Source organism: Aliivibrio sp. SR45-2, assembly GCF_963890165.1.
Lineage (GTDB): Bacteria > Pseudomonadota > Gammaproteobacteria > Enterobacterales > Vibrionaceae > Aliivibrio > Aliivibrio salmonicida.
In genome coordinates this window covers 85,878-98,381 of record NZ_CAWPRC010000227.1, presented here as the reverse complement: position 1 = coordinate 98,381, position 12,504 = coordinate 85,878, and the positions used below count along the sequence as shown (strand labels likewise).

Here is a 12,504-nt window from a genome sequence, read left to right as displayed (position 1 = left end):
CTCGCAGCAATCCGGCTACTAATGGTGCTCCATGCATCAAATCCTTGATAGTATGCTGATTCCTTCAGCTTATTCCTTTCTCGCCATCCTAGCGGTGTCCTTGATCTTATCCTGATCCGTTAACAGTCCGTAGTTAACTCTCTTCGCTTGTTCCTTGAGCGGTGTCCGTTACATCATCCTGATGTGCAGTCCATTTTCCTCAATCCTAGAGGTGTCCATCGTCTTTCCTTAGTAGCAACCATCCTAGTTACTATTGCGTCCATTCAATGTCCATTTTGCTATCCATGCCGATTACTTATCCTAAGTAACCGAGTGCCTCATCCTGAAGCGTACCAAATCCTTGGCTAGTTCCTGTTCCGTGTCAGCATCCTTCCGACACCAATAAGATTACGCTTTTCGCTTTTTTCAGCAATAGACTATTTCACTATTTTTGCAAAAAAAAACATGAGACATTCACCAATAAAAACAAATAGATTTAAATTCAACAACTTAACTAAAATTCACGCTAATAAGTGCAAAAATAAAGCGTTAAATCTCACTCGCTTGTGAGAGATCTCGCACAAGCGCTTTCCATTTTGTCTCTTAGTCTTCGTATAGCAGGAAAAATGAAGCGTGACGATGATCACTTTACATACTTTTTCATCAACACAAGATCCGATTTAAAACACAAAAATCAGGCATAAAAAAAGCGCTGATATAATATCAACGCTTTTTATTTTAGCTTCAATCAAGCACTACGCTTCATCTTGCTCCAAATCATCATCTGTTTTCTCTCTCACATAGAAACGAGAGAAGAACAAACCAAACTCAAACAAAATACACATAGGCACTGCAAGTAAGGTTTGAGAGATAATGTCTGGCGGTGTTAGCATCATACCAACAACAAAAGCACCCACTACAATATATGGACGTTTTTGTTTTAACGTTTCAGGCGTTGTCGCTCCCGTCCAACACAATAAAATGATGGCAACAGGAATTTCAAACGCAATACCAAACGCTAAAAACAATGCTAATACAAAATCAAGGTAACTGGAGATATCCGTCGCTACTTGTACGCCTTCCGGTGCAATGTTCGTAAAGAAGCTAAACACCAATGGAAACACAATAAAGTAGGCGAAAGAAACACCTGCATAAAACAGCATTGAGCTTGAAAACAGTAAAGGCATGACAAGTTTCTTTTCATGCTTATACAATCCAGGAGCCACAAATGCCCACACTTGATAAAGAATCACCGGAACAGCGACAAATATCGATGCCACCAAAGTCAGCTTTATAGGCGTGAAAAATGGTGACGCGACATCAGTTGCAATCATGGTTGCACCCGCTGGTAATCTTTCAACCAAAGGGGCAGATAGGAACTCATAAATGTCGTTAGCAAACCAAACTAAACCTAAAAACACCACGATAACGGCAATTAATGCCTTTAAAAGACGGTTTCTTAACTCTAGTAAATGAGTGAGCAACGGCTGAGAGTGTTCAACTGATGACATAATTACTCTGCTTTTGTTTTAGAGGTAGAGTCAGATGCAACGGAAGTTTCAGTGTCTGCACTCGGTGCTTCTACTTTTTCTTCTGGTTTTGCATATGGACGAGTGACATCTGCTGCCGCTTGTTTTAACTCTTCAACTGATTTTTTAAGTTCAGGCGATAAGTCATCCATATTCATCTGTTCTGCTTTACGCAAGTTCTCTTGAAGTTCTTGAATCTTCAATTCTTGAGTCAGCTCATCTTTGACGTTATTCGCCATGCTTTTTGCTGCCCCAACAAACTGCGCTACTGATCGGATCGCTTTTGGTAAACGTTCCGGTCCTAGTACCACTAGCCCAACAACAGAGATCAGTATCAGTTCCCAAAAACCGATATCAAACACGAATTATGCCTGCTCTTTGTCGTTTTGCTTTTGTTTTTCTACTGTTTCTGCTTCTTTTTTCTCTAAGTTCTGAGGAACAAAATCCGCGTCTTTCTTCGCGTCTTTCGCTGATTCATCTTCACTTATCGCTTTTTTAAAGCCTTTAACAGCAGAACCCAAATCACTGCCTACACCGCGTAATTTTTTCGTACCAAATAACAGAACGATAATTACTGCAATTATAAGAAGTTGCCAAATACTAATACCACCCATGCTTGTTTCCTCAGCGTGTTAGGGTTAAAAAATTGCTCATCAGAATAACGTTTATCGACGATATGCTCGCCAGCTTAATAGCCAAAACGTGATTCCTATAGCAGCACTAATTGATGCTAACGCAGTAATGTTACTGGTTAATAACACCGCAGAACAAATCAGCAGAGTTGCTCCAACATTAAATAGGAATTGTCCTTTTGCCTGTTGACGCTTACTTTGACGATAACCTGCGTAAAGTTTATCCATTCGTTGATTAAGAACTTTGCCTTGGCGCAAACTGTCATAAACTAAATCAGGTAGTTCTGGCAGTTTCTCAGCCCAAAATGGCGCTTTCTCAGTCAAAGCAGTCAAAAAGGCTGCCGGTCCAATTTGTTTTGCCATCCACGTTTCTAGAAACGGTTTGGCGGTTGCCCACAAATCCAATTGAGGATATAGCTGCCTGCCTAATCCTTCCACATATAATAACGTCTTTTGCAATAAGACTAATTGCGGTTGCACTTCCATATTAAAGCGACGTGCTGTGTTAAATAAATTCAATAACACATGACCAAAAGATATCTCACCTAATGGTTTAGCAAAAATCGGTTCACAGACAATACGAATAGCAAATTCGAATTCTTCGACATTAGTATCTGCCGGAACCCAACCTGAATCAATATGTAACTGTGCGACTTTACGATAATCGCTATTAAAAAAGCCAAGTAAGTTCTCCGCTAAATAGCGCTTGTCTTCTTTATTGAGTGTTCCAACAATACCACAATCTAACCCAATCCACTGTGGATTCTCTGGATTATCCGGATTTACAAATACGTTACCTGGGTGCATATCTGCATGAAAAAAGCTGTCACGAAATACTTGAGTAAAGAAAACCGAGACACCACGTTCAGCCAGTAGCTTCATGTTGGTGCCATTTCTCTCTAGTTGTTCGATGTCAGAAACTTGAATGCCATAAATACGCTCAGACACCATCAAGTGTTCAGAACTGACATCCAAAATAACTTCAGGGACATACAGCTCTTCACTGCCTTCAAAGTTGCGACGCAATTGCATTGCATTGCTCGCCTCTCTTCTTAAGTCTAGTTCATCGATTAAGGTTTTCTCATATTCTTCGATGACCTCGACCGGCTTAAGACGGCGCGCTTCTGGTATGTGCTTCTCTACCAAGGTAGCCATGCGATACATCAGGCGAATATCCGCCTCAATCACTGGACGAATATCAGGACGAATAACCTTAAGGACAATCTCACGACCAGACTCTTTCAGTTTTGCGGTGTGTACTTGAGCAATCGAAGCGGATGCTAATGGGACAATATCAAAATCCGTAAACCAATTTTCTAATGGTCCACCCAATGATAACTCCATTTGATCTTTTGCTAACTGGCCATCAAAGGGGGCGACCTGGTCTTGCAGTAAAGCTAATTGATCAGCTAAATGAGGAGGAAAAAGATCACGACGCGTAGACATCATTTGACCGAATTTGATCCAAACCGGACCCAATTCTTGCAATGCTAACCGTAAACGCTCACCCAATGGTTTTTCTGGATAGCGATTCTTAATCCAAAATAACCCTTTGCGTAAACGTTTTGGTAATTGAGTTAATGCATGATCAGGCAATAGCTCATCCAATCCATACTCAAGTTGAACCTTGGTGATTTGATATAAGCGTTTTAGCTCTGATGGGGTCATGCGCGCTCCATTGATGCTGTCTGTAATAATTGCGTCAAGCGAGCGTCTAATTGTGCGAGGTGTTTTTCAACATCAGACACTTGATCGCAGAAGTACGCAACCTCTAAAGGCGGCGGGGCAATCTTCCATTCTTCCGTTAGGACTTCTGCAGCATGACGAGTTTGACGCGTCACTTGCTTTTTAATCCAGCATGCACTGCCTTTAACGCCACTCACCAATGTATGTGCAACAATGTCTCCCGTATATTGAGACAATTTCTCTTCAACATCCGGTTTTAATTCTGTTAATAATGCAGAGAATTGCTGAGCGAGGTTAAGATCACCTTCAAGCACCAACTTATCTTGCTTTATTAATTGAGTAATATTGTTTTGCTCTCGCAATTGCGGCAACACCGACAAATTCAACGCAAGATAACAATCAACCTCACCTTCAAATTTAGACAAGATATCAACGCGCTGTTGGCTAAAGATAAAATAGAGATCTTTATTTAATTCATTCAGATGAACATGAATAATTTTCTCTTTTAATCGATGCAATGCAGCTTTGCTCTCTGGCGCTTCTTTTAGCAGGGCGTTTAACCCCGTTTCAATCACACCTGTTACAAACGGATCTAATGGCATCATTTTATCCTATTAAAATTTGTAACCACGATGCAGAGCAACAATACCACCAGTTAAGTTGTAGTAGTTTGCTTGCTCAAAGCCTGCCTCTTCCATCATGCCTTTCAGTGTTTCTTGATCTGGGTGCATACGAATAGATTCAGCAAGATAACGATAACTGTCAGCATCGTTCGCTATCAATTCCCCGATTTTAGGCAACAGGTGGAATGAATAAGCATCGTAGATTTTTGATAATGGTTCAAGGATAGGTTTTGAGAACTCAAGAACCAACAGACGACCGCCCGGCTTTAACACGCGAAACATCGAGCGTAATGCTTTGTCTTTGTCTGTCACGTTACGCAGACCAAAACTGATCGTAATACAATCAAAATGGTTATCAGGAAAAGGCAGTTCTTCAGCATTTGCTTGTACGTAGTTCACGTTACCAACAATGCCCATGTCTCTTAATTTGTCACGACCAACATTCAACATTGAGTTGTTAATATCAGCCAAAATAACTTGGCCTTTCTCACCAACAATACGAGAAAACTTAGCCGTTAAGTCGCCTGTACCACCAGCTAAATCAAGCACTTTATGTCCAGGACGTACGCCACTGCAATCAATAGTGAAGCGCTTCCAAATACGATGAACACCACCAGACATAAGGTCATTCATGATGTCGTATTTTGCCGCTACAGAGTGAAATACTTCAGCAACTTTCGCTACTTTTTCTTCTTTTGCTACTGTTGTAAAACCGAAGTGTGTGGTCTCTTCGGTAGAGTGCGTTTTGTCCGTCATTTTAAGTCCTCTAGAGATAATATGTTGACCCCTTCTTATCCTGTGGGATCAACAGCGCTCTAGTCTACTTTATCCGACCCACTATCACCAAGCGTTTGCATGGCATCTGCTTCAAAAGATTGCTCAATAAGACGACGATTTATGTCTCGTTTTACTTCTACACCAAGCTCTTTAAAGCTTTCCGCTTGGCGAATAATGTTTCCTCTTCCTGTTGCCAATTTATTCATTGCGCCTTGGTAACTTTGATTTGCCTTATCTAATGCACCGCCGACCGCTTCCATGTCATCCACAAACAATCGCATTTTGTCGTACAGCTTGGTGGCACGTTCAGCAATAATTTTCGCGTTTTGATTCTGTCTTTCATTGCGCCATAAGTTACTGATGGTTCTGAGTGCAACCAATAATGTTGTTGGGCTTACAATGATAATGTTCTGCTCCATCGCATCCGAGATTAACGAAGGATCGGCTTCAATCGCCACCTGAAAAGCGGGCTCAACTGGAATAAACATCAAGACATAATCCAAGCTGCGTAAGCCATTTAATTTGTGGTAATCCTTTTTGCTTAAACCACGTAAATGAGCACGAATGGCCATAAGGTGTTCATCAAGCGCTTGCTCTTTTTGATTAAAGTCATCACTGTTAAAAAATCGCTCGTAGGCAACTAAGGTCATTTTGGAATCGACCACGACATCTTTCTCGTCAGGTAAGTGAACAATCACATCAGGATAAAAGCGCTTACCCTCATCGTCATCCATACTGACTTGGGTATCGTACTCATGACCTTCACGTAACCCCGATTCTTTTAACACTCGACCAAGAACAACTTCACCCCAATTACCTTGTTGTTTGTTGTCACCTTTTAAGGCGTTAGTCAGGTTTACCGCTTCTTGTGTCATGCGTTCATTAAGCTGTTGTAAGCTGCGAATTTCATGCACTAAGGTGTGACGCTCTTTGGCTTCAAAACCAAAGCTGTCGTTAACCTGTCTTTTGAATCCTTCAAGCTGTTCTTTTAATGGCGACAACAAGCCCTCTAAACTCACTTTATTTTGTTCATCAACGGTTTTCGTTTTTTGCTCAAACAATTGGTTGGCTAAATTCTCGAACTGCTCCTTTAAACGCAGCTCTGCACGCTCTAGTATCTCGAGTTTTTCTTGGCTTGCTTTGCGTTCTTCTTCGTGTCGCGCTTCTTGTTCACGCAATTCAGCTTCAATATTGGAATTCGTTTGACGAGAAAACTCAAGTTGCTGTGTGAGAAATTCTTTTTCTTTTTGAATGGCATCAAAGTAACGCAGTTTTTCCATCGCAGCCATTAGACGGCCATGAAATTGCTTTTGCTCTTGAACCAGTTTATCTCTTTCAATGTCTAGTCCATCAAGCTCTACCTGTTGTTTATCGACCTGTTGATTAAGTTGACTCAACTGAGTACTCGCGAGTTTTTTTTCTGACTCTAATGATTGCTCTAATAATGCCAATGCTTGTTCGTTACGGCTTTTCGTTAATGTATAGGCGACTGCGTAAGCAACCACTGCTCCTGAAAAACCAAACAACAAATGCCCACCAAATTGATTCAAAAAATCCATAATTTACTCAATACAAAAACGAATCTTTATAGGATATTTTGATACTGGATAAATGTCCAGTTAACACTATTTCGTCACCGCAGGTAAACTCCAGATCTAAATGGATTTCTAATAGAGAAGAATAACAATGAATGAACGCCGTGCATTAGGATTTGGGATCGCTGCCGTCCTCTTATGGTCGACTGTCGCGACCGCATTTAAAATCACCTTAGAACACTTTACTCCCATCCAAATGCTGACGATTGCCTGTGCTGTTTCAATTTTAGCGTTAGTGGGGGTTGCCGCTTATCAAAAAACCTTATCACAACTAACAAGCACCTTTTTTGCCAACCCTTTGTATTACATTTTATTAGGTGCCATTAACCCATTGGCGTATTACTTGGTTTTATTTAAGTCTTACGACCTATTACCAGCCTCTCAAGCACAACCAATTAACTACAGCTGGGCAATTACATTAACATTAATGGCCGCTGTATTTCTTGGTCAAAAAATCCGAAAACAAGATTGGATTGCCTGTGTGCTTGGGTATGTTGGTGTCATTATTATTGCAACCAAAGGGGACGTTCTAGGTTTAGAATTTGACAGTCCATTAGGCGTTGGCCTCGCGCTATTTTCAACATTATTATGGGCAAGCTATTGGATTTTAAATGCGAAAAACAAAGCAGATCCTATTTTAGGATTATTACTGGGGTTCTTAGTTGCCTTACCCGTTGCGGTCGGTTTAAGCATTTATGAAGGTGCCCCTTGGGAGCAAATCCCAATGAGTGGCTGGTTGGCGGTATCTTATGTGGGTCTATTTGAGATGGGCATTACGTTTGTATTGTGGTTATCTGCATTACGACTCACGCAGAATACCGCTCGTATTAGTAACCTAATCTTTGCTTCTCCTTTTATCTCTTTATTACTCTTGGCTAATATCATTGGTGAAGAGATCCACCCGTCCACATTAATCGGTTTGGTTATGATTGTTTGTGGTCTGGTTGTTCAGCAATTCTATGGCAAGAAAAAAGAACCTATATCGGCCGCACAAGTTAAATAACAAAATTATCAATAGTGGATTTAACGATAAAAAAAGCAGCGGAGTTCGCTGCTTTTTTTATTTATAACCTTTACTTGCTTGCTAAATACGCTTGGAAATCTGCTAAAGAGACCCCTTCTTTTGCCATTTCTTCTGCAAGTTTTTTTGTTGTCTCACCTTTGCGTTCTTCAATTACCACTTGGAATTGGTAAATCAGATCACGCAATGTAGGAACAGACACTTGACGCGCAGCACTTCTTACGCGCTCTTGGCTTTGGTTACCCAATTCAGAAAGAAGTTTACCAAACATTAATTTCTCTGGTGACTCTTCCATCTGCTCTAGGACACGAGCCATTTCAATAATAGACATCGACATTGCGTGTTTTGCCTTTTAATTAACGATTAAAACGAGATAAGGGGTGAATATACACTAAAACCATCTTATCTCGATCTATTAAAAAAGCAATATTGCTGTTTTTTTATCCATCAATTGAAATTATTCAGTAATTGGATCTGAATGCCATCGTTTACCAACGCGACTTAATAGAATCAGCAAGCCTGGGATGAGAAGCCACATCATTAGTGCTAAGAGTTGTGCTGAAGGGAGTGCTAATCTTTGCATTGTGCCAACAATGATTCCCGCACCACTCATTTGAAACAGCCCTAATAATGCTGCCGCAGTTCCTGCTCTATCACCGAATGGTGCTAGTGCCTTACCTGCCGCCGAACCCAGTACCCATGCGAAGCCTACTGACGAGAAGAAAATCGGGATCATAAACGCCCAAGCTTGCTGAATATGTTGGAACCCTAACATTAACCCACCAGCAACCACTAAAATACTGAGGCCGAAAAGTAATGCATTACGAGTTCCGAATTTGATCATGAATTTTGGTGCAGCAAAACATGCCATGATATTTAATACCGCATTCACCGCAAACCAATTGGTAAACTCTTGCATTGTAAGCCCAAGTTTATCCATCAGTAATACTGGTGCCGATGTCACATACGCTAAAATGACGCCCATCGCTAACATACATAATGTCGCATGGAACAAAAAGGCGGGATGCTTTAGCACTGACCAATAACGAGATGGACTGATCAATCGCCCTGTTTGTAAGGTATTTGATGGTTTTGTTTCTTTATAGTTCAACGCGATAATCACAAAACTAACTAATGCGAATCCTGCCATGAAACTGAAGTTTGAACGCCAACCAAAATGCATCGTTAAATAACTGCCTAAAATTGGTGCTAATGCAGGAATAAAACAAATCGCGCCATTCAAATAACTGATCATTCGACCACTCTTCTCTGCACCAAATGAGTCTCGTACTGATGCGAACGCCGCAACAGAAGTCGCACAGGCACCAAAACCTTGAAGTAAACGAGCCAATAACAGCATTTCCATTTCTTGAGCTGAATACGCTAATGCCGCACTCAAACCATAAATAACAATACCAGTAAGAGCGATAGGACGACGACCATAACGATCCGCTAGTGGACCAGCAAACAATTGGCCTAATCCCATACTGAACATGAACCACGTTATCGTGTCTTGCCCTAATGTTGATGCAACTTGGAATTCGCTTACCATCATCGGTAATGCAGGCAGATAAATATCAATCGCTAACGGACTGAATAAAACGAGCATCACCATAAGGGTGATTAATTTTTTATCTGATGGTCTTGAGCTTGGCGTGTGCATGTTTCGTGTTAACTCCTAATGTTTGAATCGGGAGTGTACTCAATTAGAGATATGAACAGAAATGGTTTATATTCAGATCTAACATTCTAATTTGGAATATCTCTATGTTCTTCGAAAAGTTAGCGAGAATCGACCTCAATTTACTTTTAACTCTTCACCTATTATTGGAAGAGAAAAGTGTTACTCGTGCCTCTCAACGATTGTGTTTAAGTCAATCGGCCGTCAGTAAAAACTTAGCTAAATTACGAGAACAATTTGATGATCCCCTTTTTACTCGTACCGCTTACGGGCTTCAGCCCACAGCAAAAGCAAGAAACCTTCATGGACAGCTTCATGTTTTATTAAGCCACTTAGAAAGTATTACTGAAGCGTCTGAATTTGACCCTCAATGCAGCCACTATCGCTTTCGGGTTGGTTTAGTGGAAAGTACCTATCCATTACTATTACCTCGTTTCATGTCCTACATATTAAATGAAGCGCCCAATGTTATGCTCGATACCCATGCATGGGATAAAAATACCTTAAAAAAATTGCAATCAGGTGAAATGGACATTGGTATTACCGGCAAAGATTTAGACCCGAAATACGCGAACATTACGATGCAAATGCCATCAGATGTTCGAGGACAAGAAATCTATCGAGATAATCAAATGTGTTTGGTGCGTCCTGGTCACCCTGTATTAGATCAAGAATGGAATTTAGATACGTATCTAGAACAACGTCATGTTCAAGTGCGGTGCGATGGCAAAGACCAATGGTTGCTTGATTATAAACTTGCTGATCGCGGCCTTGAACGCAGCATCAGTATTATCGTTCCTGACTTTAATAGCGCAGCAAGTCTATGCACTCACACAGACTTAGTGTTCACCGCCCCAAGTCACTTTATTAAACTTATCGCAAAACAACTTAATCTTGTTGTATTGCCCCTGCCCACAGAGTTACCCCAGATGGCCTATACACTGTTTTGGCATCAACAAAAAGACAATGATGCTGCCAATTGCTGGCTACGCAATACCATAATTAATCACTGCCAAGATTTATCAGCATCAACAATTGCAGACCTCGAATAAAAGCGCTAGGTTATAACCAAATAAAATCGATATTTTCTGCCTCTCCACATACGGACAGATCAATAATAAGGACACTTCAGATGCACCTACACACTTCTCAGCGTATTGAACAACTTCGCTCATGGCTTGCTCAACAACATTTAGATGCACTTATTATTCCTCATGAAGATGAATTTTTAGGTGAATACATCCCTGAGCATAACGAACGTCTGTTATGGGCAACAGGATTCACCGGTTCAGCTGGTGCCGCCGTCATAACAAAAGACAACGCCGCGATTTTTGTTGATGGCCGTTACACGGTTCAAGTTCGTAAGCAAGTGCCAGCAGAGGTATTTGAGTACCGTCATTTGCATGAAGAACCTTTATTAGAGTGGATTAAAAATTCTCTACCTACTGGCTCAAAAGTTGCCATCGACCCTCGTATGCATACCGCACAGTGGTTACGTAATGCTAAAGCAGTTATTGAAGGACACGCCTCTCTTGAGATGCTAAACAGTAATCCAATCGATCGCTTATGGTCAGATCGTCCAGCAGTTAAAGTGTCTGACGTTCGCTTAATGGGATTAGCGCTTGTTGGTCAATCAAGCGCAGATAAACGTAAAGAAATTGCAGGTGTCATCGCAAATAAAAAGGCAGACGCCGCTCTATTAACGCAACTTGATTCTATTTGTTGGTTACTGAATGTGCGTGGTTTGGATGTCTCTCGCCTTCCTGTTTTGTTATCTCACGCCATCATTCATGCCGACGAAAGTGTCGACTTTTTCCTAGACCCAACACGTCTTCCTACCAACTTCATTGAACATGTAGGTCAAGGGGTTCGAATTCACAAACCTGACGCACTGCAATCGACTCTGCAATCGCTTGTTGGTCAAAAAGTCTTGGTTGATTCAGCAACATCGAACGCATGGATGTCATTGATTTTATCTGACGCTAAAGCCGAAATTATAGAAGCGGCTGATCCATGCCTATTACCAAAAGCCGCCAAAAACGAAACAGAAAAATCAGGAATGAAAGCGTGTCACATTCGTGATGGTGCCGCGATGGTTAAGTTTTTAACGTGGTTTGATGCAGAAATCGATGCAGGAAAATTGCATGATGAAGCGGTACTTGCGGATAAACTTCAAGGTTTCCGTGAAGAAGATGACACTTTGGCTGATTTAAGTTTTGATACCATTTCAGCCGCCGCAGGTAATGCATCGATGTGTCACTACAATCACGAAAACCAACCTGAGCCAGGTAAGCTACAAATGAACAGCTTATACCTTGTTGATTCAGGCGGCCAATATCCAGATGGCACAACCGACATTACGCGTACACTTCCTGTTGGAACACCAAGTGATGACATCAAGCAGCAATTCACCCTTGTTCTAAAAGGACACATTGGATTGGCATCAGCACGCTTTCCAAAAGGCACTTGTGGTCATCAGTTAGACATTCTTGCTCGTCAACATTTATGGGCACAAGGCTACGACTATGATCATGGAACGGGTCACGGCGTTGGACACTTCTTAAGTGTTCATGAAGGCCCACAGCGCATCGCTAAAGTCGTCAATAATACCGATCTACTTCCGGGTATGGTTCTGTCTAATGAGCCAGGATATTACCGTGCAGATGAGTTTGGTATTCGTATTGAAAACTTAGAATTAGTTGTCGAAATAGAAACCAAAGGCGATTTCTCTGTTCTTGGTTTTGAATCATTAACACGTTGCCCAATCGACAAACGTCTCATTAATGTTGATATGCTAAATCGCCCAGAACTGGCTTGGTTAAATTCCTACCATCAGAAAGTGTGGAATGACGTCAGTCCATTAGTGAATGGCGAAGTAAAAGAATGGCTAAAACAAGCAACAGAAGCACTTAGCTATGAAGACTAATACATTGCTTTAAACAACTAAAATAATACGACCACGTAATCGACAGTGGTCGTAT

General features: G+C 41.2%; 12 protein-coding genes. 3 read left to right on the top strand and 9 right to left on the bottom strand.

Annotated elements, in window-relative coordinates; all coding sequences use genetic code 11:
* Window positions 1–734: 734 nt before the first annotated feature.
* The 7 genes from tatC to rmuC are packed head-to-tail and all read right to left on the bottom strand — an operon-like array spanning window position 735 to window position 6,785.
* Window positions 735–1,490 carry a Sec-independent protein translocase subunit TatC gene (gene tatC, locus AACV33_RS21490; RefSeq protein ID WP_017022938.1) on the bottom strand — a complete coding sequence of 252 codons (756 nt, stop codon included), beginning with the start codon at window positions 1,488–1,490 and terminating at the stop codon, window positions 735–737.
* 2 nt (window positions 1,491–1,492) lie between these two features.
* Window positions 1,493–1,870, bottom strand: a complete 378-nt coding sequence (gene tatB, locus AACV33_RS21485; RefSeq protein ID WP_017022937.1) for a Sec-independent protein translocase protein TatB — start codon at window positions 1,868–1,870, stop codon at window positions 1,493–1,495.
* A gap of 3 nt (window positions 1,871–1,873) precedes the next feature.
* Window positions 1,874–2,122, bottom strand: a complete 249-nt coding sequence (tatA, locus tag AACV33_RS21480) for a Sec-independent protein translocase subunit TatA (RefSeq protein ID WP_012551400.1) — start codon at window positions 2,120–2,122, stop codon at window positions 1,874–1,876.
* A gap of 51 nt (window positions 2,123–2,173) precedes the next feature.
* Window positions 2,174–3,808 carry a ubiquinone biosynthesis regulatory protein kinase UbiB gene (gene ubiB, locus AACV33_RS21475; RefSeq protein ID WP_023604426.1) on the bottom strand — a complete coding sequence of 545 codons (1,635 nt, stop codon included), beginning with the start codon at window positions 3,806–3,808 and terminating at the stop codon, window positions 2,174–2,176.
* Window positions 3,805–4,428 (bottom strand): ubiquinone biosynthesis accessory factor UbiJ, encoded by a 624-nt coding sequence (locus AACV33_RS21470; RefSeq protein WP_017022935.1) that lies wholly within the window; start codon window positions 4,426–4,428, stop codon window positions 3,805–3,807. Before AACV33_RS21470 ends, ubiB begins: the two co-directional genes overlap by 4 nt.
* A gap of 12 nt (window positions 4,429–4,440) precedes the next feature.
* Entirely contained in the window at window positions 4,441–5,205 is a 765-nt protein-coding gene (gene ubiE, locus AACV33_RS21465; protein WP_017022934.1) for a bifunctional demethylmenaquinone methyltransferase/2-methoxy-6-polyprenyl-1,4-benzoquinol methylase UbiE, read from the bottom strand.
* Window positions 5,206–5,264: 59 nt separating this feature from the next.
* The gene (rmuC, locus tag AACV33_RS21460) at window positions 5,265–6,785 is read right to left on the bottom strand and encodes a DNA recombination protein RmuC (protein ID WP_182699630.1); all 1,521 of its coding nucleotides are present in this window, start codon (window positions 6,783–6,785) and stop codon (window positions 5,265–5,267) included.
* Window positions 6,786–6,912: 127 nt separating this feature from the next.
* Between rmuC and AACV33_RS21455 the strand changes: the two genes are divergently transcribed.
* Complete coding sequence (locus AACV33_RS21455) at window positions 6,913–7,824, top strand: DMT family transporter (protein WP_182699629.1); 912 nt, start codon at window positions 6,913–6,915, stop codon at window positions 7,822–7,824.
* Window positions 7,825–7,894: 70 nt separating this feature from the next.
* On the opposite strand, the gene tsrA is transcribed toward AACV33_RS21455, so the two are convergent.
* Together tsrA and AACV33_RS21445 are read right to left on the bottom strand one after the other, a co-directional pair.
* Window positions 7,895–8,179: an H-NS-like global regulator TsrA gene (gene tsrA / locus AACV33_RS21450; protein ID WP_012551394.1), complete on the bottom strand. Its 285-nt coding sequence runs from the start codon at window positions 8,177–8,179 to the stop codon at window positions 7,895–7,897.
* Window positions 8,180–8,299: 120 nt separating this feature from the next.
* The gene (locus AACV33_RS21445; protein ID WP_012551393.1) at window positions 8,300–9,505 is read right to left on the bottom strand and encodes a multidrug effflux MFS transporter; all 1,206 of its coding nucleotides are present in this window, start codon (window positions 9,503–9,505) and stop codon (window positions 8,300–8,302) included.
* Between the two features lie 104 nt (window positions 9,506–9,609).
* Between AACV33_RS21445 and AACV33_RS21440 the strand changes: the two genes are divergently transcribed.
* The gene (locus AACV33_RS21440) at window positions 9,610–10,575 is read left to right on the top strand and encodes a LysR family transcriptional regulator (protein ID WP_017022931.1); all 966 of its coding nucleotides are present in this window, start codon (window positions 9,610–9,612) and stop codon (window positions 10,573–10,575) included.
* An 80-nt stretch (window positions 10,576–10,655) separates the two neighbouring features.
* Complete coding sequence (locus AACV33_RS21435) at window positions 10,656–12,449, top strand: aminopeptidase P family protein (protein WP_182699628.1); 1,794 nt, start codon at window positions 10,656–10,658, stop codon at window positions 12,447–12,449.
* The last annotated feature ends 55 nt before the right edge of the window (window positions 12,450–12,504 follow it).

What these genes read in the sequence shown, in the direction of transcription:
- tatC (WP_017022938.1), bottom strand. Translation starts at nt 1,490, where the DNA reads ATGTCATCAGTTGAACACTCTCAGCCGTTGCTCACTCATTTACTAGAG.
- tatA (WP_012551400.1), bottom strand. Translation starts at nt 2,122, where the DNA reads ATGGGTGGTATTAGTATTTGGCAACTTCTTATAATTGCAGTAATTATC.
- ubiB (WP_023604426.1), bottom strand. Translation starts at nt 3,808, where the DNA reads ATGACCCCATCAGAGCTAAAACGCTTATATCAAATCACCAAGGTTCAA.
- AACV33_RS21470 (WP_017022935.1), bottom strand. Translation starts at nt 4,428, where the DNA reads ATGCCATTAGATCCGTTTGTAACAGGTGTGATTGAAACGGGGTTAAAC.
- ubiE (WP_017022934.1), bottom strand. Translation starts at nt 5,205, where the DNA reads ATGACGGACAAAACGCACTCTACCGAAGAGACCACACACTTCGGTTTT.
- rmuC (WP_182699630.1), bottom strand. Translation starts at nt 6,785, where the DNA reads ATGGATTTTTTGAATCAATTTGGTGGGCATTTGTTGTTTGGTTTTTCA.
- AACV33_RS21455 (WP_182699629.1), top strand. Translation starts at nt 6,913, where the DNA reads ATGAATGAACGCCGTGCATTAGGATTTGGGATCGCTGCCGTCCTCTTA.
- tsrA (WP_012551394.1), bottom strand. Translation starts at nt 8,179, where the DNA reads ATGTCGATGTCTATTATTGAAATGGCTCGTGTCCTAGAGCAGATGGAA.
- AACV33_RS21445 (WP_012551393.1), bottom strand. Translation starts at nt 9,505, where the DNA reads ATGCACACGCCAAGCTCAAGACCATCAGATAAAAAATTAATCACCCTT.
- AACV33_RS21440 (WP_017022931.1), top strand. Translation starts at nt 9,610, where the DNA reads ATGTTCTTCGAAAAGTTAGCGAGAATCGACCTCAATTTACTTTTAACT.
- AACV33_RS21435 (WP_182699628.1), top strand. Translation starts at nt 10,656, where the DNA reads ATGCACCTACACACTTCTCAGCGTATTGAACAACTTCGCTCATGGCTT.